General features: G+C 62.3%; 23 protein-coding genes. 15 read left to right on the forward strand and 8 right to left on the reverse strand.

Going from position 1 to position 23,264, the window contains the following annotated elements:
• Positions 1-50 precede the first annotated feature (50 nt).
• Together GOQ25_RS01015 and GOQ25_RS01020 are read left to right on the forward strand one after the other, a co-directional pair.
• A complete protein-coding gene (locus GOQ25_RS01015; RefSeq protein ID WP_160348581.1) occupies positions 51-944 on the forward strand; it encodes a LysR family transcriptional regulator in 894 nt (297 codons plus the stop codon).
• Positions 945-1,069: 125 nt separating this feature from the next.
• The gene (locus GOQ25_RS01020) at positions 1,070-1,576 is read left to right on the forward strand and encodes a hypothetical protein (RefSeq protein WP_160348582.1); all 507 of its coding nucleotides are present in this window, start codon (positions 1,070-1,072) and stop codon (positions 1,574-1,576) included.
• A gap of 71 nt (positions 1,577-1,647) precedes the next feature.
• On the opposite strand, the gene GOQ25_RS01025 is transcribed toward GOQ25_RS01020, so the two are convergent.
• Together GOQ25_RS01025 and GOQ25_RS01030 are read right to left on the reverse strand one after the other, a co-directional pair.
• Positions 1,648-1,863 carry a hypothetical protein gene (locus GOQ25_RS01025; protein WP_160348583.1) on the reverse strand — a complete coding sequence of 72 codons (216 nt, stop codon included), beginning with the start codon at positions 1,861-1,863 and terminating at the stop codon, positions 1,648-1,650.
• A gap of 323 nt (positions 1,864-2,186) precedes the next feature.
• Entirely contained in the window at positions 2,187-3,182 is a 996-nt protein-coding gene (locus GOQ25_RS01030; RefSeq protein ID WP_160348584.1) for a tripartite tricarboxylate transporter substrate binding protein BugE, read from the reverse strand.
• Between the two features lie 214 nt (positions 3,183-3,396).
• Between GOQ25_RS01030 and GOQ25_RS01035 the strand changes: the two genes are divergently transcribed.
• Entirely contained in the window at positions 3,397-4,293 is an 897-nt protein-coding gene (locus tag GOQ25_RS01035; RefSeq protein ID WP_160348585.1) for an AEC family transporter, read from the forward strand.
• 69 nt (positions 4,294-4,362) lie between these two features.
• Here GOQ25_RS01035 and fumC read toward each other — a convergent pair whose 3' ends face one another.
• Positions 4,363-5,754 carry a class II fumarate hydratase gene (gene fumC / locus GOQ25_RS01040; protein ID WP_160348586.1) on the reverse strand — a complete coding sequence of 464 codons (1,392 nt, stop codon included), beginning with the start codon at positions 5,752-5,754 and terminating at the stop codon, positions 4,363-4,365.
• Between the two features lie 143 nt (positions 5,755-5,897).
• On the opposite strand from fumC, the gene tsaE reads away from it, so the two are divergent.
• The 8 genes from tsaE (at position 5,898) to GOQ25_RS01085 (ending at position 14,259) form a co-directional block, all read left to right on the forward strand.
• Positions 5,898-6,434, forward strand: a complete 537-nt coding sequence (gene tsaE / locus GOQ25_RS01045) for a tRNA (adenosine(37)-N6)-threonylcarbamoyltransferase complex ATPase subunit type 1 TsaE (protein ID WP_160348587.1) — start codon at positions 5,898-5,900, stop codon at positions 6,432-6,434.
• Entirely contained in the window at positions 6,365-7,777 is a 1,413-nt protein-coding gene (locus GOQ25_RS01050) for an N-acetylmuramoyl-L-alanine amidase (protein ID WP_160348588.1), read from the forward strand. Before tsaE ends, GOQ25_RS01050 begins: the two co-directional genes overlap by 70 nt.
• Before the next feature lie 67 nt (positions 7,778-7,844).
• A complete protein-coding gene (gene mutL / locus GOQ25_RS19450) occupies positions 7,845-10,091 on the forward strand; it encodes a DNA mismatch repair endonuclease MutL (RefSeq protein WP_236844443.1) in 2,247 nt (748 codons plus the stop codon).
• Between the two features lie 40 nt (positions 10,092-10,131).
• The gene (gene miaA / locus GOQ25_RS01065; protein ID WP_160348589.1) at positions 10,132-11,097 is read left to right on the forward strand and encodes a tRNA (adenosine(37)-N6)-dimethylallyltransferase MiaA; all 966 of its coding nucleotides are present in this window, start codon (positions 10,132-10,134) and stop codon (positions 11,095-11,097) included.
• Between the two features lie 322 nt (positions 11,098-11,419).
• Entirely contained in the window at positions 11,420-11,761 is a 342-nt protein-coding gene (locus tag GOQ25_RS01070) for a transposase (RefSeq protein WP_160348590.1), read from the forward strand.
• Positions 11,761-12,102, forward strand: a complete 342-nt coding sequence (tnpB, locus tag GOQ25_RS01075; protein ID WP_160348591.1) for an IS66 family insertion sequence element accessory protein TnpB — start codon at positions 11,761-11,763, stop codon at positions 12,100-12,102. The genes GOQ25_RS01070 and tnpB overlap by 1 nt, the downstream gene beginning before the upstream one ends.
• Positions 12,103-12,169: 67 nt before the next feature.
• Entirely contained in the window at positions 12,170-13,687 is a 1,518-nt protein-coding gene (locus GOQ25_RS01080) for an IS66 family transposase (RefSeq protein ID WP_160348592.1), read from the forward strand.
• Positions 13,648-14,259: a plasmid pRiA4b ORF-3 family protein gene (locus tag GOQ25_RS01085; protein ID WP_160348593.1), complete on the forward strand. Its 612-nt coding sequence runs from the start codon at positions 13,648-13,650 to the stop codon at positions 14,257-14,259. The genes GOQ25_RS01080 and GOQ25_RS01085 overlap by 40 nt, the downstream gene beginning before the upstream one ends.
• A 406-nt stretch (positions 14,260-14,665) precedes the next feature.
• Here GOQ25_RS01085 and purM read toward each other — a convergent pair whose 3' ends face one another.
• The gene (gene purM, locus GOQ25_RS01090) at positions 14,666-15,715 is read right to left on the reverse strand and encodes a phosphoribosylformylglycinamidine cyclo-ligase (RefSeq protein WP_160348594.1); all 1,050 of its coding nucleotides are present in this window, start codon (positions 15,713-15,715) and stop codon (positions 14,666-14,668) included.
• A gap of 139 nt (positions 15,716-15,854) precedes the next feature.
• Between purM and hda the strand changes: the two genes are divergently transcribed.
• The 4 genes from hda to GOQ25_RS01110 are packed head-to-tail and all read left to right on the forward strand — an operon-like array spanning position 15,855 to position 19,085.
• On the forward strand, positions 15,855-16,556 hold the full coding sequence (gene hda / locus GOQ25_RS01095; protein WP_160348595.1) for a DnaA regulatory inactivator Hda: 702 nt from the start codon (positions 15,855-15,857) through the stop codon (positions 16,554-16,556).
• A complete protein-coding gene (locus GOQ25_RS01100) occupies positions 16,553-17,251 on the forward strand; it encodes an HAD family phosphatase (protein ID WP_160348596.1) in 699 nt (232 codons plus the stop codon). Before hda ends, GOQ25_RS01100 begins: the two co-directional genes overlap by 4 nt.
• On the forward strand, positions 17,251-18,606 hold the full coding sequence (gene pcnB, locus GOQ25_RS01105; RefSeq protein ID WP_160348597.1) for a polynucleotide adenylyltransferase PcnB: 1,356 nt from the start codon (positions 17,251-17,253) through the stop codon (positions 18,604-18,606). Before GOQ25_RS01100 ends, pcnB begins: the two co-directional genes overlap by 1 nt.
• Positions 18,603-19,085, forward strand: a complete 483-nt coding sequence (locus tag GOQ25_RS01110) for a 2-amino-4-hydroxy-6-hydroxymethyldihydropteridine diphosphokinase (RefSeq protein ID WP_160348598.1) — start codon at positions 18,603-18,605, stop codon at positions 19,083-19,085. Before pcnB ends, GOQ25_RS01110 begins: the two co-directional genes overlap by 4 nt.
• A 24-nt stretch (positions 19,086-19,109) precedes the next feature.
• Here GOQ25_RS01110 and GOQ25_RS01115 read toward each other — a convergent pair whose 3' ends face one another.
• The 4 genes from GOQ25_RS01115 to GOQ25_RS01130 all read right to left on the reverse strand — a co-directional run bounded on the left by GOQ25_RS01115 (position 19,110) and on the right by GOQ25_RS01130 (position 23,241).
• The gene (locus tag GOQ25_RS01115) at positions 19,110-20,309 is read right to left on the reverse strand and encodes a CaiB/BaiF CoA-transferase family protein (RefSeq protein ID WP_160348599.1); all 1,200 of its coding nucleotides are present in this window, start codon (positions 20,307-20,309) and stop codon (positions 19,110-19,112) included.
• Positions 20,306-21,136 (reverse strand): MaoC family dehydratase N-terminal domain-containing protein, encoded by an 831-nt coding sequence (locus tag GOQ25_RS01120; protein ID WP_160348600.1) that lies wholly within the window; start codon positions 21,134-21,136, stop codon positions 20,306-20,308. Before GOQ25_RS01120 ends, GOQ25_RS01115 begins: the two co-directional genes overlap by 4 nt.
• Positions 21,137-21,260: 124 nt before the next feature.
• Entirely contained in the window at positions 21,261-22,058 is a 798-nt protein-coding gene (gene paaG / locus GOQ25_RS01125) for a 2-(1,2-epoxy-1,2-dihydrophenyl)acetyl-CoA isomerase PaaG (RefSeq protein ID WP_160348601.1), read from the reverse strand.
• A 64-nt stretch (positions 22,059-22,122) separates the two neighbouring features.
• Positions 22,123-23,241, reverse strand: coding sequence for an acyl-CoA dehydrogenase family protein (locus tag GOQ25_RS01130; protein ID WP_160348602.1), 1,119 nt, complete (start codon positions 23,239-23,241; stop codon positions 22,123-22,125).
• Positions 23,242-23,264 lie beyond the last annotated feature (23 nt).

Here is a 23,264-nt window from a genome sequence, read left to right on the forward strand (position 1 = left end):
GACCCAAGCTTAACGCAATAGAATGGCTTGTTTTCCCCTTGAATGCCGCCATGCGCCTGCGACACATCGAAATCTTCGAAGCCATACGCCGCACCGGGTCTCTGACCGAAGCGGCCGCCGCGTTGCATATCTCCCAACCCGCCGCCAGCAAGCTGCTCGCGCATGCGGAGGCGCAGCTGGGCTTCAAGCTGTTTGAGCGGGTCAAAGGCCGTCTGGTGGCGACGCGCGAAGCTGAGATTCTCGCGCCCGAGGTCACGCGTTTGAATCAGGACCTCAACAGCGTGCGGCGCCTGGCCGCGAGTTTGCGCGAACATCCTCATGGACATATCCGCCTGGGCTGCGCCCCCGCGCTGGGCCTGGGTCTGCTGCCGCAAGTCGTGCGTGCCAGCCGGGAGGCTCAGCCCGGCATTACCTTCGATATTCATACGCATCACAGCGCGGAATTGGTGCAGGGTCTGTTGAATCGTGAGCTCGACCTGGCAGTCACTTTTGACCGACAGGACTATCCCGGCCTGACGCGTACCCCGCTAGGCGATACCGAACTCGTGCATCTGGGGCGCAAGCCGGGCAGCCAGACCACGACACGCCTGGCGGACCTGATGAATGACACGTTGATCGTGCTGGATTCGCGCGACGCGTCGGGCGCCTTGCTGCAGATGGCGATGGATGCCCAAGGGCTGAATCCCGAGGTGCCGATCCAAGTGCAGACTCACTATGTGGCCTGCGCCCTGGCCGAAGCCGGGTGCGGCGAAGCCATCGTGGATGCCATCACGGCCCGGGCGATGCTGCGCCCTGGGATGGTGGCTCGTCGCCTGGATCCGCCACTGAAGGTGCCGCTAAGCATCCTGACCCGCTCGCATGACCCGCTATCGAACCTGCAGCGCGAGTTCATGGAACGCCTGCGCCTGGCCTGTGATGCGTTGAGGCAAGGCATGCCCGTTTAACCCGAATCGTCCGATTTCGCGAGAGGCGCGGTCAACAGGGGGGGACATCGCCCGATGGCGTGTTACTCATCGCGGCTCATGCTGGATGCGCCTCCTAGCGTCTGGCTTCCCTGGAGACATATCGGATGATTCGAGACACACAGACCTACCGTATAAGCGACACTGCATTGCGTGCGTGCGCCGCTGACAGTCAGGAGGCGCTGAAATCGGGCATATCGACCGCCGCGACAGGCGTTCACGAGACGGGAGACAGCGGCCCGGCTCCGGCAAAACCAAATGTCACACTGTCTGCGCAAGCGACTCGCCAACTCCCTCGCAAGCTGCTGACTCGTATTCTGTTAGCGGAACATGCCGCCATGCGCGCCGCGGACAGTATGCGCCGCATGATCAACAACTCGATGCAAACCGCCTTCCTGGACGCCATGCTTGAAGGAGAAAGGCGCGCACGGCAAGAGAGAAAGCGCGCGCACCAGATCGAGGACGCCACAAAAAATCGTCAGCCCCTCGGCACCGGGAAGGCGCCCGACAGTAGCCAAACATCAGACAGCGAAGCAACAACGAGCGAAGCGACAGAGAGCGGAGCTACAGGGAGCGGGGTTATGGGCATCGCTGCTGGCGCCATCGCAGGCTAGCGGGCCTAGCAGCAGTTGCCGACCCAGGTCGTTGGCTTGGGCGGATTGCGCTTCACGGACGTCTGCCCGCTTCAGCAGACCCCCGACCTCAGTAACTTGAACTGCACCACGTTGTTCTGAAACCGCGCCGGTGCGGGCGGGCGCGGAGCAATCTTTGCACTCAACAGGCGGATGCCCAAGGTATCCGCCAGATCGGTCAATGCGCTTTCGTAGGAGTCTGCCGTCACCACCAGACGTTGACCGGCTTTAGTCCGAAAGGTGTAGGTATTCGCATTCGGTGGGCTCATATTATTTCTCCGTGTGGAACGGGTGTCGCGCTGCGCTCAACATGTGCCGCTGACAGGCTTCATGCGCGACGCTGTACGACCGATACGCAATTTCGGTGCCCGAGCATGCAATCCACGATTGCTTAAGCCTTTACACCAGGCAGCACGGCGTAGACGCGGATGCCGGTCCGTTCGCGTCAACGGAGGGATGAGGAAAGACGTGCCTTTGCAAGCGCAAAAACAAAACCCTCCGACAATGCGGAGGGTTTTGCGAGGCAAGCCCTGTCTTGGCGTCCCTGGCGGCCTGTTGTCACACGAGGCCAGAGACACCGTGTCAGGGTCGCTTACTGGAGCTTGATATTGCTCTTTTGCACGACGTCCTTGGCCCAGTCGTACTGTTCCTTGATTTCCTTGGCGAACTCTTCCGGGGTGTTGCCCGACGGCGCCGAACCCTGCTGTTCGAGGACTTCGATGACTTTGGGATCCTTCAGAGCCACCACGGCGGCGTCGCGCAATTTGTTGACGATCTCCATGGGCGTGCCGGCCGGGGCGAGCAAACCGTACCAGACAGGTTGGTTCACTTGCGGGAAGCCCGCTTCCTTGAACGTCGGCACGTCAGGCAGCGACTTGAGGCGCTCCGGCCAGGCCACGGCCATGGGACGCAGACCGCCGGCTTGGATTTGGCCCATCGAGGAAGGCAGGTTGTCGAAGATCAGTTCGATCTGGCCTCCCACGGCGTCAGCCACGGCGGGGCCCGAACCCTTGTAAGGCACGTGGACGATGTCGGTGCCGGTCGAGTTCTTGAACGACTCGCCCATCAAGTGCAGCACGCCGCAGGTGCCCGAGCTACCGTAGGAATATTTGCCCGGATTCTTCTTCAGTTCTTCCAGGAAGCCGGCGAAATCCTTGGCCGGGAACTTCGGGTTGACCGACACCACGTTAGCCGTGTTGGCGAAGTTCGTGACCGGCTGGAAATCCTTCAACGGGTCGTAGGGCAGATCGTCCGGACGGCAGGCGGAGTTCACCGCCATGGTGGACACGGTGGCAATCGACAAGACATAGCCGTCCGGCTTGGCGCGGGCCGCTTCGGCCGCGCCGATGGCGCCGCCGGCACCGCCCTTGTTTTCCACGACCATCGGCTTGCCCAGTTCCTGAGCCATGCGCTGGGTGACCAGACGCGCGATGATGTCGGTCGATCCGCCCGGCGCAAACGGCACGATGACTCGGATGGGTTTGTCCGGATAACTGTCTGCGGCATTGGCTGCCGTCGCGGCCGAGGTGGCCACCATTCCCGTGGCCATGGCAATGGCCGTTACGAGCGTACGAGTAGTGATCTTCATTATTGTGCTCCCTCCATGTGCGCGCCCCTCCTGTCTGAGGGCCGCTAGTGCAGGCGTCAGCGCGGGCCGGTAAGCCAGCGCTGCAAATCAAAATAGAACGACTTATCTGTAATACAACTTTGCACGGACAGGCCGAATGGGCGGAGAATAGCAGCAAATCGGCTTGTCCGAGTAGCTTGAGATTACAAAAATTACCAAACTTTCCCGGACGGTTATGTCGGTTGCGCTGTTGGTTTTGCCGGATTTTTTGTTAGTCGCGCTTGGATGGGTGCTGCGTCATAAGCTCGGGTTCACGCGTGAATTCTTTGCCGGTACGGAACGCATCGTGTATTTCGTGTTGTTTCCGGCATTGCTGTTTCAGTCCATCCTGCGGACGCCCATCAGCGCCGGCAGCGCACTGGAGCTGTTGCAGGCGACGGTTTGCGTACTGCTATCGGGGGTGGCGCTTGCCTGGATCGGTGGCTGGTTACTGCGCGCCCCGGCAATCGCCTTGGCTTCCTCGGCGCAGTGCGGGTATCGGTTCAACACTTATATCGGTTTGGCGTTGGCGGCAAGCTTGGGCGGCGCGCAAGGACAGACCGCGATGGCGCTCATCATCGGGTTCGCCGTGCCAATTGCGAATGTCGCGGCCGTCACGGGGCTGGCGCGTCATGGCAATCAAGGGCTAATCCGTGAACTCGCGCGCAACCCCCTGCTGGTGGCGACGGTATTGGGTCTGATCGGCAATCTGGCTGGCCTGCATCTACCCGGCCCGGTCGATACGGTATTGGGGCGTCTCGGTAGCGCGTCGCTCGCACTGGGAATTTTGTGTGTGGGCGCGAGTCTGTCGTGGCAGGGCGGTCGCGGTCACGGTCCGCTGGTGGCGTGGATGGTGGTGGTGAAGCTGCTGTTATTGCCGTTGGCGGCGATGGGCGCGGCGCGCCTGGCGGGTTTGACCGAGGTCGATGCACGCATGCTGCTGCTTTTCGCCGCCTTGCCCACCGCATCCGCGGCCTATGTGCTGGCCATGCGGATGGGCGGCGACGGCCGTCTGGTGGCGCTAATCATTTCGCTGGGCACGCTGTTCTCGGTCGTCACGCTGCCGATGTGGTTGATGATCGCAGGGGGTTAGACGGACGCGCGGACACATCGCGGACCACGGCACGGGCAAGGCCTCGAGCCGTGGTCCACGCGTGTGCTATCAACGCTTGGCGTTGGTCATCGCGGCGGGTACGACCCATTCCGCAAACTGCGCTTCGGTCACATACCCCAAAGCCAGCGCCGCGTCTTTCAACGACAGATTTTCCTTGTGGGCCTTCTTGGCGATTTGCGCGGCTTTGTCGTAGCCGATGTGCGGGTTCAAGGCCGTCACCAGCATCAGTGATCGATCGACCAGCTCGGCGATGCGCTCGCGGTTGGGCTCGATGCCCGAGGCGCAATGCTTATCGAAACTCGCCATGCCGTCGGCCAACAGGCGCACCGACTGCAGGAAGTTGTGAATCACCAGCGGTTTGTAGACGTTCAGCTCGAAATTGCCGCTCGCGCCGCCGATGTTGATAGCCACATCGTTACCCATCACCTGCGCGGCCAGCATGGTCAGCGCCTCGCATTGCGTCGGGTTGACCTTGCCGGGCATGATGGAGCTGCCGGGCTCGTTCTCGGGGATGCTGATTTCGCCCAGACCCGATCGCGGGCCGCTGGACAGCCAGCGCACATCGTTGGCAATTTTCATCAGGCCGGCGGCGAGCGCCTTGAGCGCGCCGTGGGCAAACAGCAAGGCTTCGTGCGAGGCGAGCGCCTGGAACTTGTTGGGGGCCGACACGAACGACAAACCGGTGTCGTGCGCCAGCGCGGCGCTGACCTTCGCGCTGAATTGTGGATGGGCGTTCAAGCCCGTGCCGACCGCCGTGCCGCCGATGGCCAACTGATGCAGACCGGGCAAGGTCGCGCGGATCTGCTGTTCGGCCAGATCCAGCTGTGCCACGTGGCCCGATAGTTCCTGGCCCAGCGTCAGTGGCGTGGCGTCTTGCAAATGCGTGCGGCCGATTTTGACGATGTCGTAGAAGGCGGCGCTTTTCTCCGCCAGGGTCGCACGCAGCGATTTCAACGCGGGCAACAGATGCGTTTCCACCTGCACGGCCGCGGCCACGTGCATGGCGGTCGGGAACGTGTCGTTGGACGATTGGCCGCGATTGACGTGGTCGTTCGGGTGCACCAGGCGCGCTTCGCCGCGTTCGCCGCCGAGAATTTCCGAGGCGCGGTTGGCCAGCACCTCGTTCATGTTCATGTTGCTCTGCGTGCCCGAGCCGGTCTGCCAGACGGACAGGGGGAATTCATTGGGCCATTTCTCCGCGATGACCTCGTCGGCCGCCTGCACGATAGCCTCGGCGATCTTGGGGTCCAGCTCGCCTAGTTCAGCATTGACGCGGGCGGCGGCGCGCTTCAGACGCGCCATGGCTGCCACCAATTGATGCGGCATCTTCTCGGTGGAAATCGAAAAAAAGTGCAGCGACCGCTGCGTCTGCGCGCCCCAAAGGTGATCAGCGGGGACCTCGATAGGGCCGAAAGTATCTTTCTCAATGCGAGTCGTCATGGTGTCCACTTTCCTGGCGAGGCATGGCCGGCGACGGCGCATGCAGGGTCTAAATAAGAATAAAACTCAATTCGATCATAGCAGCCCGCTAGCTTTCTATAATTCGTCCACACTCAACCTGTTTTACCACCCGAGCGCCCGCCATGTCCGCCCCCTTGTGCAGCTTGACTTTGAATCTGCCTGATGAAACCGCTACCGATGCACTGGCGCGCCAATTCGCGCCGCTGCTGACTGGCGCGACAGGGCTTGCTCCGGGCGGCCGGATTCACTTGCGTGGCGATTTGGGTGCGGGAAAAACCGCATTTACAAGAGCACTGTTGCGCGAAAGCGGCATAAAAGGCCGCATCAAAAGCCCCAGCTATGCCTTGCTTGAATCCTATAAAGTTTCTAACTTATACTTCTATCACTTTGATTTTTATAGATTTAGCGATTCGCGCGAATGGTTGGATGCGGGATTTCGAGATTTGCTACGTGACGACGCGGTCGTCCTGATCGAATGGCCCGAACGTGCAGAGGGCCTGCTCCCCCCTCCCGACCTGCAGATTGACCTGGCCTATGCAGACCCAGGCCGTGACTTCACGCTGACCGCCTTTACCGCCCGAGGACAAACATGGTTGAACGCGATTGCTCCTCTGTCCCAGAAGCCCTGTCCAACACCGGGGCCCGTCGCCGGCGCCTGATTGCCGCGGCGACTACGCTGCTCGCCTTGCCGGTGATTCCCTCATTGGCGCGGGCCGCTACGATCCTGGCGGTGCGGACCTGGCCGGCCGATGAATACACACGGGTGACGCTGGAGCTCGACCGCGAGCTGAAGGCCGAACACTTCACATTGGACAATCCTCATCGGCTGGTGGTCGATCTGGAGGGTCTGCAGGCCGACGCGGCGCTAAATCAACTCATTTCCAAGGTTCGTCCCGACGATCCTTATATTCGCAGTCTGCGTGTCGCCCAGAACCGCCCTAACGTGGTGCGGCTGGTGTTCGACCTGAAGCAGCCCATCGCGCCGCAGGTCTTTACGCTGAAACCCGTGGCGGATTATCAGTACCGACTGGTGCTCGACCTGTACCCCAAGATCGCGCAAGATCCGCTGATGGCGATGCTGAACAAGCAATCGACCAACCCGGACGTAGACGATCCGCTGGCACGCATTCTCGAAGACATCTCGCGCAACTCGCCGGCCACGACGACCGCATCGCCGGCCCCTGCCCCGGCACCACAAGCGCCCGGGCAGCAGCCGCCGGCACGCATCGCGTTGCCGCAGCCCGCGCCCGCTCCAGCCACGCCCATGCCTTCTACGCCTTCGCGCCGCAAGCGCATGGTGACCATCGCCCTGGACCCAGGTCATGGCGGGGAGGACCCTGGCGCGATTGGCAAATCGGGCTTACGCGAGAAAGATGTCGTGTTACGGATCGCGCGTCAGCTTAAAACCCTGATCGATAATCAGCCGAACATGCGCGCCTATCTGACGCGCGATGACGATTTTTTTGTTCCGCTGCATGTGCGCGTGCAGAAAGCGCGCCGCGTGCGAGCTGACTTGTTTATCTCAATCCATGCAGACGCCTGGGTCAAACCCACCGCCAACGGTTCATCCGTCTTTGCGCTGTCCGAGCGCGGTGCTTCCAGCACGCAGGCGCGTTGGCTGGCCGACAAGGAAAACGCGGCGGATTTGATCGGTGGCGTCAACCTGGGTAGTCACGATAAGCACGTGGCCAAAGTGCTGCTGGATTTGTCCACCACCGCCCAGATCAACGATTCGCTCAGGCTCGGCAGCGCCTTTCTGGACGAGATCAAAAAGATCAACCGGTTGCACAAACCACGGGTGGAACAAGCTGGCTTTGCCGTGCTGAAGGCGCCGGACATCCCCTCGATCCTCGTGGAAACCGCTTTCATCAGTAACCCGCGCGAAGAAGAGCTGCTGCGATCCCCAAGCCACCAGCAGAAACTCGCGCAAGCGATGCTGGCCGGAATCCAGCAATACTTTGTGGCCAATCCACCGCTGGCGCATATCGCGGACGCAAGCTGAGATCGAAGCCCGAGCAGCGGTGCCCCCCGCCTCGCGGCCATCGTGCCGCGGAGGCTAAAATCGGCTCATGCCTGAAATCACCGCTACGCCTCCATCCCGCGCTACGTCCGAACGCCGCAGCATTGCCGCGCTGCCAGATCTGCTCATCAGCCAGATCGCCGCCGGCGAAGTGATCGAGCGCCCGGCCTCCGTTTTGAAAGAGGTGCTGGAAAACGCCATCGACGCGGGCGCGCGCGCGATCGAAGTGCGGCTGGAAGGAGGTGGCATACGGCGGATTGCCGTCAGCGACGACGGCGTCGGTATTCCGCCCGAGGAACTGCCGCTGGCGTTGGCGCGGCATGCGACCAGCAAGATCCGCTCGCTTAGCGAACTGGAATCCGTCGCCTCGATGGGGTTTCGGGGCGAGGCGCTGGCATCGATCGCGTCTGTGGCGCAAGTGACCCTTATTTCGCGTACACGCGACGGCGACCATGCGTGGCAGATCGAGGGCGGCAGCTTGCAGGTGACGCCAGCTTCCGGCCCGCCCGGCACCACGATCAATGTGCGCCAGCTGTTTGATTCGGTGCCGGCGCGCCGTAAATTTTTGCGTTCCGAGGCCACTGAGTTTGGGCACTGCGTCGATGCGATGGAGCGGATCGCGCTGGCGCATCCGAATATCGCGTTTCGCCTGTTTCACAATGATCGCGCGCAGCGGCAATGGCTGCCCGCTGTCCCGGGTCAGCGAATTCGTGATGTGTTGGGCGCGGAATTCGCCTCGCATGCGTTGCCGGTCGATGTGTCGATGGGCGCGATCAGCCTGTCAGGGATGGTCACCCGACCCACCGCAGCGCGCGCACGCGCGGATCGGCAATATCTCTACGTCAACGGTCGATTCGTGCGCGACCGTACGGTGAGCCATGCGCTGAAAGCCGCCTATGCGGATGTGCTGCATGGCGATCGCCAGCCCGCCTATGTGCTGTATCTGGATATCGATCCGACCGCCGTGGATGTCAATGTGCACCCGGCGAAAAACGAAGTGCGCTTTCGCGATAGCGGCGCGGTACACCGGTTTGTCAATCAGGTCGTAAGCCAGGCGCTGGCGCAAACGGGCGGCTCCTCGGCGGTGGTGGTGACGCCAGACGGCGAGGTGATCCCGGCTGCAGGTGGGACGGCTCGCACGTCTGAAGACATGCCGAGGACGGCCAGCGTCGACGGAGCAGGGGCTGGCACAGGTATGCCCTCCACGTCCAAGCATGCGTGGAACGCCGCCGGCGATACGACCACGACTCAGACCGCGCCAGCCAACGCACCCGGTTCAATATCTCATTATCAGCCCGTCAATGGCTCCGCTGGTGCGCCTGCGGATCCGGGACAACAGATGAACGCGGAGCGCCAGCACAGCAGGGACGCCGCCGCGGCAAACCTGTCGGGCAACGCCGCTGCCGCGGGCCGAGACGCGTCCCCCGGCTCCGCGCGTTTGACGGGATCATGGGCACAGACCGAGTCGTCATCGGCCCATGCTGAACGCCCTTTCCACGCGGCAGGACAGAGTCAGGCAACGCCCCCGCGCCAGCCCATGCGGCCGCACACGCAAATGCCTTTTCGACTGCAAAGCGGCTCGGAAGGCAACCGCGTCTCTGACTGGCAGACGCTTTACCGGCCACTGCCGGAGCAAAGCGCCGCCGACGGCTCATCCTCTGTCGGTGCATCCGCTGCCACCGCCGCGAGTACCACTTTGCCGCAGGACGAAGACCATCCGCTAGGCATGGCACTAGGGCAATTGCACGGCATCTATATCCTCGCGCAGAACCGTCACGGCCTGGTGTTGGTGGACATGCACGCGGCCCATGAGCGCGTGGTCTATGAGCAGCTGAAACGCGCGCTCGATGCGCGCGAACTGCCCCGCCAGGAACTACTGGTGCCCGTCGTGTTTCACGCGCAAGAGAAAGACGTGGCGTTGGTGGAAGAGCATCAGGAGCAGTTGGCCGAGCTATGTTTCGATCTGCGCCCTGCTGGCCCCACGTCGATCGCGGTGCGCGCCGTGCCGGCGATTTTGGCGCGCGGCGATATCGAGACCATGGCCCGGGCGATTTTGCGCGATCTGGGTGCCGTGGGCGTCTCGCGTCTGTTGACCGAGCAGCGTAACGCCCTGCTCTCGACCATGGCTTGCCATGGCTCGGTGCGCGCCAACCGCCGTCTCACGATAGAAGAAATGAACGCGTTGCTGCGCCAGATGGAAGTCACCGAACGCGCGGATCAGTGCAACCACGGTCGCCCGACATGGGTACAGTGGTCGATGTCCGACCTAGATAAACTCTTTCTGCGCGGACAATAAGCATGTCGTTGATATTGCATAGCGCGATGGATGCCCGGCGATGAACGTGGCCCCTATCATCTGCCTTGCTGGCCCCACGGCTGCCGGCAAAAGTGCCTCTACGTTGGCCGTGGCCGAACGTTGGCCGGTCGAGATCATCAACGTGGACTCGGCCACCATTTATCGCGGCATGGATATTGGCACGGCCAAGCCCTCGCCCAGCGAGCAAGCGCGCGTGCCGCAACACATGTTGGACATTCGCGACCCCGCGCAATCGTATTCGGCAGCGGAATTTCGCGCCGATACACTGTGTTTGATCGACGAGATACGCGCACGCGGCCGGATGCCCCTGCTGGCGGGCGGCACCATGATGTACTACAAGACGCTGCGCGATGGGCTGGATGATCTGCCCAAGGCAGACCCAGCGTTGCGTGCCGAGCTCGAAGCCCGGGCCGCAGAACTGGGGTGGCCCGCGCTGCATGCGGAGCTCGCCGAGCGCGATCCGATCACGGCAGCGCGCCTTGCTCCGAACGATAGTCAGCGTATTCAGCGTGCGCTTGAGATATGCATCTTGAGCGGGCAGTCGATGTCGTCGCTATTGCAACGTGCATCGGAAGCGAAAGCCGAATCCGTATCGCAGAATGCCACGGCATCCTCGCATCGCTACTTGACCATCAGCCTCGAACCCTCGGACCGCGCCGCGCTGCATGCGCGCATCGCACAACGTTTCGATGCGATGCTGGATGCCGGTCTATTGGACGAGGTCCGTACGCTGCACGCGCGCGACGATCTGCATGTCGGCTTGCCGTCCGTGCGTTGTGTCGGTTATCGGCAGATGTGGAGCCATCTGGATGGCGAGATCGACCTCGACACGGCACGCGAACAAGCCATCGCCGCCACCCGGCAATTAGCCAAACGCCAGCTCACTTGGCTGCGCGCGCAGCCGGAGCGGGTTATCGTGGACTGTCTCGCCGGGGACGCCGTCGGGCGGGTGATCGATGCCGTGGCTGATGCGGTTGGTGGTTGATTATTTATTGCTGGCGCCGGGATTTTGCTCCGGAGCCGGCGGTTTTGCTCTGAGGCGGTGTTTTTGTTCTGAAGCTGTTTTTTGTTCTGAAGCCGTCGGCGTCAGGACTGCGGGATTCCGATGCTCGGTCGGTGCCCTCCGCTTCGGATCCCTCCGCCCTGCCACCGACTCACAGCATCTGCTCACGGATCAGTGGCAAAACCGTAAGCGTCCGCTGAACACCGTCTAGCGCGGTAATAACTCAGCCCCGAGAATACCGATCTCGGGCACCTTCAAATTCGTGTCCACAAAAAAATTTATGGACATAAATTTCAGGGATAAGATGACAGTCAGGCCGCGCAAGTACCAACACCACCCCACCGCGTTTAAGCGCCAGGTTGTCGAGGCGTCGCTGGTGCCGGGAACGTCAGTCGCGGCGTTGGCGCTGGAGTATGGTATCAACGCCAACCAAATCTGGGCCTGGCGCAAGTTGTATAACGAAGGGCGTTTGAACATGGCGGCGCAACCGTTGCTGGCCGTTGACGTCGTCGATGTCGAGCCGAAGTCGCCCGGGACCTCGCCAGCAGGCCAATTTGAGATCACGATCGGTTCGGCACGGTTGCGCGTGTCTGGCACAGTTGATCCTCTAATGCTCAAGACGGCGATTGCCGCGTTGCGCGCGTGATGCTGCCGCCGACCAACACCCGCATCTGGATTGTGGCTGGCGTGACCGATATGCGTTGTGGCTTCGATGGGCTGGCGGCCAAGGCGCAATTGCATTTGCGATCAGATCCGTTCGGCGGCAATGTATTTGTGTTCCGTGGCCGGCGTGGTGATCGCATCAAGATCCTGTGGTTTGATGGCGATGGGATGTGCCTATTCTGCAAACGCTTGGAAGCGGGTCGCTTCGTTTGGCCGCAAGCCGAGAACGGACGCGTGGCGCTGACATCGGCACAATTGGCCATGCTGCTTGAAGGCATCGACTGGCGCAGCCCGCGACATACGGCGCCGACGCTTGCGGCGTGAAAAAAAATTGCAGTGGTAATGGCGTCAATCATGCATGACGCTGGCATAGCCCGATAAAATATCGGCTATGCAAACAACACCTGCTGCCGACACGAACGACATTGCTGCCCTCAAGGCAGTCATTGCGTCCATGCAGCAAGAGCTGGATTACCTGCGTTGGCAGCTTGCCAAGGCTCGGCAAGAGCGCTTCGGGCGCAGTAGCGAGCGTGGTGACCTGCTCAATCAGCTAGCGCTGTATCAAGAAGCGCCGATTCCTATGGATACGCCGGCCGCGGATACCGTCATTGCGCCTATCAAGTCAGATACGCCACGTCAGCCATCGCACCGTAAACCCTTGCCTGAGAGCCTGCCACGCGAAGAGCATGTGCTGCTTCCCCTGACGGGCTGTGGATGTCCGGCCTGCGGCGGTATGCTCAAGCCACTCGGTGAGGACGTCAGCGAGATGCTGGAATACGTGCCGGCGAGCTTCAAGGTCGTGCGCACGGTACGCCCCAAGCTGGCGTGCGGGCGTTGCGATGCCATCGTGCAAGCCCCCGCGCTCAGCCGCCCCATCGAACGCGGCCTGGCCGGTCCCGGCTTGCTCGCCCAGATACTGGTGTCTAAGTACTGCGACCATCAGCCGCTCTACCGCCAAAGCGCGATTTATGCGCGCCACGGCGCGGAACTATCTCGTTCGACGCTGGCCGATTGGGTCACCGCCAGCAGTCGGCTGTTGCGTCCCTTGGTGCAGGCCCTGCACGGCCATGTGACGGCCGGCCAGAAGATCCACGCTGACGACACGCCAGTGCCGGTGTTGGCCCCAGGTCGTGGCAAGACCAAGACGGCGCGCTTATGGACTTATGTCCGTGACGATCGACCGGCCGGCCTCGATACGCCACCCGCCGTCTGGTTCGGATACTCGCCGGACCGCAGGGGCGAACATCCCGCCAAACACCTGAAGCACTTCGCCGGTATCGTGCAAGCCGATGGCTATGCGGGATTCAACCGTTTGTACGAGACGGGCAACGTCTTGGAAGCCGCCTGTTGGGCGCATGTGCACCGCAAGTTCTACGACATCGCGCAGCAGCAGGCCAGCCCCCTGGCATTGGAGGCCATCGCACTCATCGGCGAGCTCTACGGCATCGAGGCACAAATACGTGGCCAGCCGGCAGATCAACGACAGCAGGTACGCCAGGCGCGGGCCGGCCCCTTGTTGGCGTCGCTGCATGACTGGCTACATGGGACATTACGCGCGCTTTCGCGCAAGTCGGCGCTCGCTGAGGCGATACGCTACGCGCTTGCCCGCTGGGTTGCCTTGACGCGCTACGTCGATGACGGTCGCATCGAGATCGACAACAATGCAGCCGAGCGAGCCTTACGCGTGGTCGCTCTGGGGCGCAAGAACTATCTGTTCGCAGGATCGGATGCGGGCGGCCATAGCGCAGCGGCAATCTACAGCCTGCTGGGTACGGCGGCGCTCAATGGAATCGAACCCATGGCCTATCTGCGAGAAGTGCTGGCGCGCATCGCGGATCACCCCATCAACCGCATCCAGGAGTTGTTGCCATGGAATCTGGTTTTACCTTGCAACGAAAAGGCGGCGTAAGCCGCGCAAAGGTCGTTGCCTTGCAAGGCACGGCGCTGGTGTTACGCATTGACCTGCGCCACATCACGCCAGTCATCCATCGCACGATCGTCGTGCCCAGCCGCATCACACTACCCAAGCTGCACGTGACGATTTTGCGGGCGATGGGCTGGCAGGGCGGGCATCTGCATGAGTTCACGATCCATGGCAAGCGCTATGGCGAACCGGACCCCGACTATCCAGAGCTCAACCTGCAAAGCGAAAAGCGGGTGCGACTGGACAAAGCGTTAGGCGATGCCCAAAGCCTCCTCTATCTCTACGACTTCGGTGATTACTGGGAACACGATCTGCGTATCCTCGAGGTGGCTTCCTTCAACGGCCCGTTGACTTCACCCTGGTGCTTGGACGGCGCCAACGCCTGCCCGCCGGAAGATGTCGGCGGCCCGCCAGGCTATGAGCACTTCCGGCAAGTGCTCTCTGATAGAAATCACCCTGAGTACGATGACATGCTGATCTGGCATGGCAAACGCTTCGATCCCGCCGCCTTCGACCTCAATGAGGTCAACCAGCGGTTGAGCCAGATACAAATCTAAAGCAAGACGGCCTGGGCCGGACGCTTACGCAAAACCCTCTACCCCCGAGTCACAGCGTCTGCTCACGGATCAGCCGCAAAACCCTCTATCGCCAAGTCACAGGGTCTGCTCGCGCATCAGTCTTAATCCCGGCGCCGTCGCGCTGCGTTGTTGGTTCGTCCTTCAGGCGCTGGGAGCCGACACGTGTGGCCAAGAGCTGGTTTGTAATGTCCGGGGCATTAGGCTGACGTGAGCCGAGGACCCCGGAGTCATCCGAAGCGCAGGGCACCGACCGAGCATCGGAATGACGCAGGGCAGCCTCGGCGGCTTAAGAACCAGCAACGCTGCAAATCTCAAACGAACCGGCAACGCTGCAGATCTAAAACGAACCAGCAGCGCCTCACATCGCAGACGACCTAGCGCCGTCTCACACAACAAACGTCTGCGCCATGCCCTCGGTCTGCTCGACGATCTCGCCCAGCTTGCTGACCGTTTCGCCCTGCTCGCGCAGCGTTTCGGCAATGGCGTCAGCCTGGGCAGCATCGACCACGAGCACCATGCCGATGCCGCAGTTGAACACGCGGTACATCTCGGTGTCTTCGACTTGGCCTTGCTCTTGCAGCCATTGGAACAGCTTGGGCATTTCCCAGTTGTCGCGATGCAGCTTGGCCGACAAGCCGGGCTGCAGGATGCGCGGCACGTTGTCCAGCAGGCCGCCGCCGGTGATGTGGGCCAGACCCTTGATGGAAGTGCCGTGCTTGGCCAGGGCGGCCAGGACCTGCTTCACATAGAGGCGCGTGGGGGCCATCACCACGTCAACCAGGGGCTGACCATGGAAATCGTCGGTCGGCTTGGCGCCGGCGCGTTCGATGATCTTGCGGATCAGCGAGAAACCATTGGAATGCGCGCCGCTAGAGGCCAGGCCCAGCACCACATCGCCCGGTTTGATGGATTTGCCGTCGATGATGTCGGCCTTTTCGACCGCGCCGACCGCGAAACCGGCCAGATCGTATTCGCCATCGGGGTACATGCCGGGCATTTCGGCCGTTTCGCCACCGATCAGGGCGCAGCCGGACAGTTCGCAACCCTTGGCGATACCGCCGACCACGGCGGCGGCGGTGTCCACCGAGAGTTTGCCGCAGGCGAAATAATCCAGGAAAAACAAGGGCTCGGCGCCCTGAACCAGGATATCGTTGACGCTCATGGCCACCAGGTCGATACCCACGGTGTCATGCCGATTCCATTCGAAGGCCAGGCGCAGTTTGGTGCCCACGCCGTCGGTGCCGGAGACCAGCACGGGCTCACGGTATTTCCCGGGCACCTGGAACAACGCGCCAAATCCGCCGATACCGGCCAAAACGCCGGGACGCATCGTACGGGCCGCCAAGGGCTTGATGCGGTCGACCAGGGCGTCTCCCGCATCGATATCGACACCAGCGTCGCGGTACGTCAGAGGGGCAGAAGGTTGAGTCGTCATGAGAAAAACCGTGGGGTATGTGACAATTGCGGGGTTTACGGGGTGCTGCACCCGCCATTTTACGATGTCGGGGGAAAAGCATCGCGCAAACCGGATTTTGACAATTTGCGCGCCCCTTGCCTTGTCTAGATTGTTACCCATGAATCGCCAGCTGCTGCTCGACGTTCTACCCGCACCTGCTCCTACGCTGCAGAACTTTATCGCCGGTCGTAACGGCGAGGCGTTGGCGGCTGCGCGGGCGCTGGCGCCTGGACGCGCCCTGTATCTATGGGGCGCGGCGGGTTGCGGGCGCAGCCATCTGCTCAAGGGACTGGCGAATACGCCGGACGCGGTTTACATCGATAAGGGGCAGACTGCCCGCGCCCTGCGCCAGCTGGCTAACGCCGACTCGGCGGCGGCCATGCCGCGCGTGATCGCGGTCGATGATGTGCACGAATTAGATGAGCCACGACAGGCGGGACTTTTTGCCCTGTACAATCGCTGGCGCGAGTGCGCGGCCACCAGCCGGGCGTTCGCCTTGGCCGTGGCAGGCGATCGCGCCCCGTTGTCCATGCCGTTGCGCGAGGATTTGCGCACGCGGCTCGGGTGGGATCTGGTCTTTCGGCTCGAGCCTTTGTCCGATGGTGACAAGCTGGCCGCGTTGTCGGCCCAGGCCACCGAACGTGGTTTGCAGCTCGCGCCCGAAGTCATCCAATGGATGCTGACGCATTGCGAACGCGATATCCGTAAATTGACTGTGTTGCTCGATGCGCTGGATCGCTATTCGCTGGCTACCGGCCGCCCCATCACTATTGCCCTGCTGCGCGCTATGCTGGCAGACCCCGATACTCATACAAGATGATGCCCCAAAGACTCGCGCTGTTCGATCTGGATCACACGCTCCTACCGCTGGACAGCGATTACCAATGGGCCGACTTCCTGGCACGCACTGGCCGCGCCGGTGATCCGGACGAGGCGCGTCGCCGCAACGACGACCTGATGAACCGCTATAACCGCGGTGAACTGACGGCTGAACAGGCCGCCGAATTCATGCTGGGCCTGCTGGCCGCGCATCGCCCCTATGAACTGGCGGCGTGGCATGAGGAGTTCATGGCCGAGGTGGTGCGCCCTGCGATCACGGATCGCGCCATTGAATTGGTGGATCAGCACCTGGCCGCCGGCGATCTGTGCGCCCTGGTCACGGCCACCAACGCGTTTGTCACGGCGCCGATTGCGCGCGCGTTCGGCATTCCGCATCTGATCGCCACCGACCCCGAATACCGCAATGGCCATTACACGGGCCGTATTTCCGGCACGCCCAGCTTCAAGGAAGGCAAGGTCGTGCGGGTGCGCGACTGGTTGGCGGGAATGAATCTGACACTTGCCGATTTCTCCGAATCGGTTTTTTATAGCGATTCGATCAACGACGTGCCCTTGCTTGAGGTCGTCACGCATCCCGTAGCCGCCAATCCCAGCCCGGCGCTGCGCGAGATCGCCCACGCACGCGGCTGGAAAGTGCTCGACTTGTTCGACCACCTGGAAGACGCCAAGTCCTGATGATCACCGACACAATCAAGAAATTCGTCAGCCGTCTGTTTTCTCCGGCGGCCCGTGGGCCCCAGCGGATCGGGCCTGATAAACACGGTATCGATCGCCGCAACGTTTCGCGGCATGCCATCAAGGTCTGTGAAGTCCTGCGCCAGCATGGATACGAGGCCTATATCGTCGGTGGCGCGGTTCGTGACCTGATCGTGGGTCTGGAACCCAAGGATTTCGATGTGGCGACCAACGCCACGCCGGAACAGATTCGCCCCTTGTTCCGCCGCGCGCGCATCATTGGGCGTCGTTTTCAGCTGGTGCATGTGGTGTTCGGGCAGGAGATCATCGAGACGTCGACCTTCCGTGCCCCGGCGTCCGAGAATCAAGAAACCGACGAGCATGGCCGGATTCTGCGCGACAACGTATTCGGGACGCACGAGCAGGATGCGGCGCGGCGCGATTTCACGATGAACGCGCTCTACTACGATCCGCATAACGAAGAGGTGATCGATTTTCACCAAGGCGTCGCGGATTTGAAAAAGCGCCAGGTGCGCATGATCGGCGACCCAGCGGTGCGTTATCGCGAAGATCCGGTCCGCATGCTGCGCGCGGTGCGTTTCGCGGCCAAGCTCAATGGCACGATCGACCCCGCCACGCGCGCGCCGATCGGCACGATGGCATCGCTGATCGAGAACGTGCCGGCATCGCGTCTGTTTGATGAGATGCTCAAGCTCTTGACCTGTGGTCATGCCATGGATTGCCTGCGCCAGCTGCGCGCCGAGGGCCTGGCGCGCGGGCTACTACCTATGCTGGATGTGGTGTTGGAGCAGCCTGGCGGCGAACGCTTTGTCGAGTTGGCGCTGGAACGCACCGATGCACGTGTACGTGCAGGAAAAAGCATCAGCCCGAGTTTCCTGTTCTCGGCGTTGCTATGGCAACAAGTGGATTCGCGCTGGAAGCAATTGCGCGCGCAGGGCGAGCACAACATCCCCGCGCTGGTCCAAGCCGCCGATTCGGTGCTGGACGAGCAAACGGAAAAACTCGCCATCCAGCGGCGATTCACCTCCGACATGCGTGAGATCTGGTTCATGCAGCCGCGTTTCGAGCGACGCCTGGGCAAGACGATTTATCGCATGATCGAACAACCGCGTTTTCGCGCCGCCTGCGATTTCCTGCAGCTGCGCGCGGCCGCCGGCGAGTTCGACAGTGTGCTGGCGCAATGGTGGATGGATCTGGCCAATGGCAATGACGCCATCCGGGCCGAGATGATCGACGAGTTGTCGCGCCAGCCGCAGACGGCCTCCGAGGCCAGCGGGCTGCGCAAGCGCCGCCGAAAAACTCGCCGTCCCAGCGCACCGCGCGCCGAAGCATGAGCCGCGTCGAACGCGCCTATATCGGCCTGGGCGCCAACCTGGGCGACGCGGTCACCACGCTGCATACCGTGTTGAAAGAACTGCGTGGCAGCCCGGGGGTGTTGTATTGCGAGCCCTCGCGCTTTTATCGCACGGCCCCGGTGGAAGCCACCGGGCCGGACTATATCAACGCGGTCGCCGCGTTGGATACCAGCCTCGCGCCGCTGGAGCTGCTGGACCTATTACAAGCGCTGGAGACGCGGCACGGACGGCAACGCCCTTACCCCAATGCGCCACGCACGCTGGATCTGGATCTGCTGCTGCATGGCGATACGCAGATGGATTCTGCGCGCCTGATTCTGCCGCATCCGCGTATGCACGAACGCGCCTTCGTATTGGCGCCCTTGCATGAACTCGCACCCGATCTGGTGCTGCGCCAAGGCCCCGTATCGCAATTGCTCGCGGGGCTGTCGGGTCAGTGGGTGCAGCAGCTGGACTGAATCCAGCGCTGCCGGCACCCGCCCTCACACGACTTGATTTTCTTTGAAACGCGCCACCTCTTCGGGGGTGAAGCCCAGCGACGCCAACACGGCGTCGGTGTGTTCGCCCACGGCTGGCACCGGGTCCATGCGCGGCGTAAAGGCGTTGCTGGTGGCGGGTGGCACCAGCGCTGGCAAGGTGCCCGCGGGGCTGCCGACTTCGCGCCAGCGATCGCGCGCCTGTAGCTGCGGGTGTGCCCAGACGTCTTTCATCTCGTTCACGCGGGCATTGGCGATCTGGGCGTCTTCCAACCGCTGCGTGACCTCATCGATCGTCATGGCGGCAAAGGCTTGCACGATGAGGGCTCGCAAGGGTTCGCGATTCGCGGTGCGGCGCGAGTTGGAGGAAAACCGCTCGTCATCGGCCAGCTCGGGTTGACCCAGCACGCGCTCGCAGAACACGCGCCATTCGCGCTCGTTCTGCAGGCCCAGCATGATGGTGGCGCCATCGCCGACGGGGAATGGACCATAGGGATAGATGGTCGCATGGGCGGCGCCCGCGCGCGGCGGAGGGGTCGCGCCTTCGTAAGCGTAGTAAAGCGGATAGCCCATCCATTCGACCATGCTTTCCAGCATCGATACGTCCAGACGGCTGCCCTTGCCTGTACGCTGGCGCAGCAATAGCGCGTTCAGGATCGAGGTATACGCATACATGCCGGCGGCGATGTCGGAGATCGAACAACCAGCCTTGGCGGGCGCATCGGGCGAGCCCGTCACGGACACAAAGCCGCTTTCGCTCTGGATCAGCAAGTCGTAGGCCTTTTTGGTCTCGTAGGGACCGCCCTCGCCATAGCCCGAAATATCGCACACGATGAGGCGCGGGTATTTTTCGTGCAGCTGATCGAACGACAGTCCCAAGCGCTCGGCCGCACCGGGCGCGAGGTTTTGCACGAGTACGTCGGCCGATTCGAGCAGACGCTGCATGACGTCGCCCGCCTCGGGATGTTTGAGGTTAAGCGTGAGGCTTTCCTTGGATCGGTTGGTCCAGACGAAATGCGAGGACAGGCCACGCACGCGTTCATCGTAGCCACGGGCGAAATCGCCCACACCGGGCCGCTCGATCTTGATGACGCGCGCACCCATATCGGCCAGCTGGCGCGAGCAGAACGGCGCGGCGATGGCGTGTTCCAGGCTGATGACGGTGATGCCATCGAGGGGACGCGGGTTACTGCCGATATTGCTCATGCGGAAAACCTCAGTTGTGCCTGATGGGCCAGCGTGCCGTCGCATTCGGCCCAGAGTTCTGCCTGACCCGGCTCGACGACGCGGCCGGCCACTTCGAACGGCGTGGGCGCGATCAGCGGACGCAGACCACGGTAGGACAAATGATCCAAGCGCGCGTCGGGATTCGCTTGACGAAAAGCCGCCACCATAAATGTCGCGATCAGCGGCCCGTGCACGACCAGGCCCGGATAGCCCTCGGTTTCAGTGACATAGGGATGATCGTAGTGAATGCGATGACCGTTGAAGGTGACCGCGGAATAGCGAAACAGCAGCAAGGGCGAAGGCTCAATGGTCTCGCGCCATTGCGAAGCTGGCGCGGGCTCCGTGCCTGTGAGCTTGGGCGGCGACGGCTGCCGGTAGACGATGTCCTGCTCCTCCTCGATCGTCAGTGCGCCCTCCTGAAGGTAATGATGCCGCACCGTCACGAACAGCAAGGCACCCGTGCGGCCGACTTTTTCGCGTACATCGATCACTGTGGAGTTGCGCTCGGCGGCAACGCCCACGCGCAACGGCGAGTGAAAGGTCACCCGACCGCCTGCCCACATGCGATTGCGATCGTCGGCGGGCGGTAAAAAGCCGCCACGCGCGGGGTGTCCATCTACGCCGATGCCGTCTGCTTCCACCGGCTTGATAAAAAACGCCCATTGCCACAGCGCTGGGAGCTCGTCGCCCACTGCGGGGGCCGGTTCGCCGAGCGTAGCCGCGATGCGCGCGGCGTGGCCCACGTCGAGGTTATCGACGACGGATTCGCTACTACCAATCCAGTCGGCGGGGATGGGAGACGTCATGTAATCGTTCCTTGGCTGTGTTCGGAGTGGCCCATAGCATGCGCGGGCGCCAGGGTTTTGTGAATTCGTATTTATACAAGACCCTGTTCAACAGCCTGAAATCCACCGCTCGGATGCCGGCAACCTACCTGCCTTGAAAGTCGGGCAGGCGTTTTTCCGCGAACGCGCGCATGCCTTCCTGATAGTCCTGGGTGTAACCGAGATCGCGCTGCAGCTCGGCTTCGAGATCGATTTGCTGGGCCAGCGTATTGCCTGCGGAGGCATACAGAGCTTGCTTGATGGCGGCGTAGGAACGCGTGGGTCCTTGCGCCAGTTTGTACACCACCTCCGCCAGGGTGTCTTGCAAGGCGTCATCGGGGACGCAGCGCCAGATCAAGCCCCAGGACTCGGCTTGTCGGGCGGACACCGGCTCGGCAAACAACGCAGTCCCCATGGCGCGCGCCGCGCCCACCAGTCGCGGCAGGAACCAGGTACCGCCCGCGTCGGGCAGCAGGCCAATCTTGCTAAATGCCTGAATGAAGCGGGCCGACTCAACCGCGTAGATAACATCGCAAGCCAAGGCAAGACTCGCGCCCGCGCCAGCGGCCACGCCGTTGACCACGCATACAACCGGTACGGGAAGCGCGCGCAGACGCAACACCAACGGACGATAGTATTTCTTCAGGCCCTCGCTCAAGTCGCGCTTTTGCCCTTCGGGCAAGGGTTGGCGCTCGCTTAGGTCCTGACCCGAGCAAAAGCCGCGCCCCGCCCCGGTGATCACCACGCCGCGCAGGGTCGCGCACGCTTCTAACGTGTCCAACGCGCGTTGCAGCTCCTCCTGCATCACGGCGGTAAAGCTATTCAAGCGTTCCGGGCGGTTAAGGGTAATGACGCCTACGCCGTGTTCCAGCGTGAAGCGGATCTGTGCGAAATCTTGTGTCATCGCTCTGCGTTTCCATGAAGATCCACCGGGTGTGCGCGACGCGCCCACCCAGCGCGTTATGGCGTCAGGCTAGATTGCTCAACGTTGCCAGTTGCTCGGCCATGTCGCCGAACAACAAGTCGATCACAGTCAGGCGTTTGAAATAGTCCCCGACTTCCAGCTCATCTGTCATGCCCATGCCACCATGCAATTGCACCGCGCTCTGGGCGAGATAACGGCCGGCCCGGGCAGTCTCGAACTTGGCGCTGGCGAGCATGCGACACCGCTGCGCAAGGTCCGGCTCGCTAAGCGCAGCGACGGCTACATAGGCCATCGAAAGCGCCATCTCTTTCGCGATCAACATATCGGCCAGTCGATGCTGCAGCACCTGGAATGCGGCCAACGGCTGTCCAAATTGACGACGTGTCTTTAGATAATCGACGGTGATTTCCAGCAGCCTTTCCATCGCGCCGGCGGCATGGGCACACAGCGCGGCGGTGCCCCAATCCAATGCGCCAGCCAGGGCCACGCGGGCTTGATCCCCCCAGGCCACGACGGCCTGCGCGTCGACGATGGTGTCCGTAAATTCGAGGCGGGCGCAACGCGTTCGATCCAGCGTCGGGGTGTCTTGGATAACAACGCCCGGCGCAGCGGAAGGCACCAGCAGTAAAACGGGATCGCCCGAGGCAGCGAGCGCGGAGACGATCCAGCCATGGGCGCTGGCGCCGTGCCAGACCAACTGTTTCGTCCCCGACAGGCGTAAGCCGCCGTCATCGCACGGGCTGACCCGGCATAGCGCCGGTTCCGTCGCGTATCGTCGGCCGGGTTCTTGATACGCGACGGAAAGGATCGCGCCTCCTGATGCCAGCGCGGGCAGCCATTGCTGCTGCATCGCCGGATTGTCACTGGCGGCCAACAAACTGGCGCTCATCACGCCGCTGGGAATCACGGGCTCGGCCACGAGCCCTCGGCCCAGCGCCATGTGGACAGGCAACAGACTGGCAGGCGGCTCACCAAACCCGCCATGCTCGGTAGCGATGTTCAACCCCAGTACGCCCAGATCCGCCAACTGCGCCCAAGCGCCCGCATCCAGTGCGCAGCGTTCGGCACGCGCGCGTCGGGCCGCCATATTCCAAGATTCCTGCATCAAACGACGCAGGCTGTCATCGAGCATGCGCTGCTCTTCGGTGTAGGTGAAATTCATCTCGTGCTTATTCCGGGATTGCG

It is taken from the genome of Bordetella sp. 15P40C-2 (genome assembly GCF_009763235.1).
GTDB lineage: Bacteria > Pseudomonadota > Gammaproteobacteria > Burkholderiales > Burkholderiaceae_B > Bordetella_A.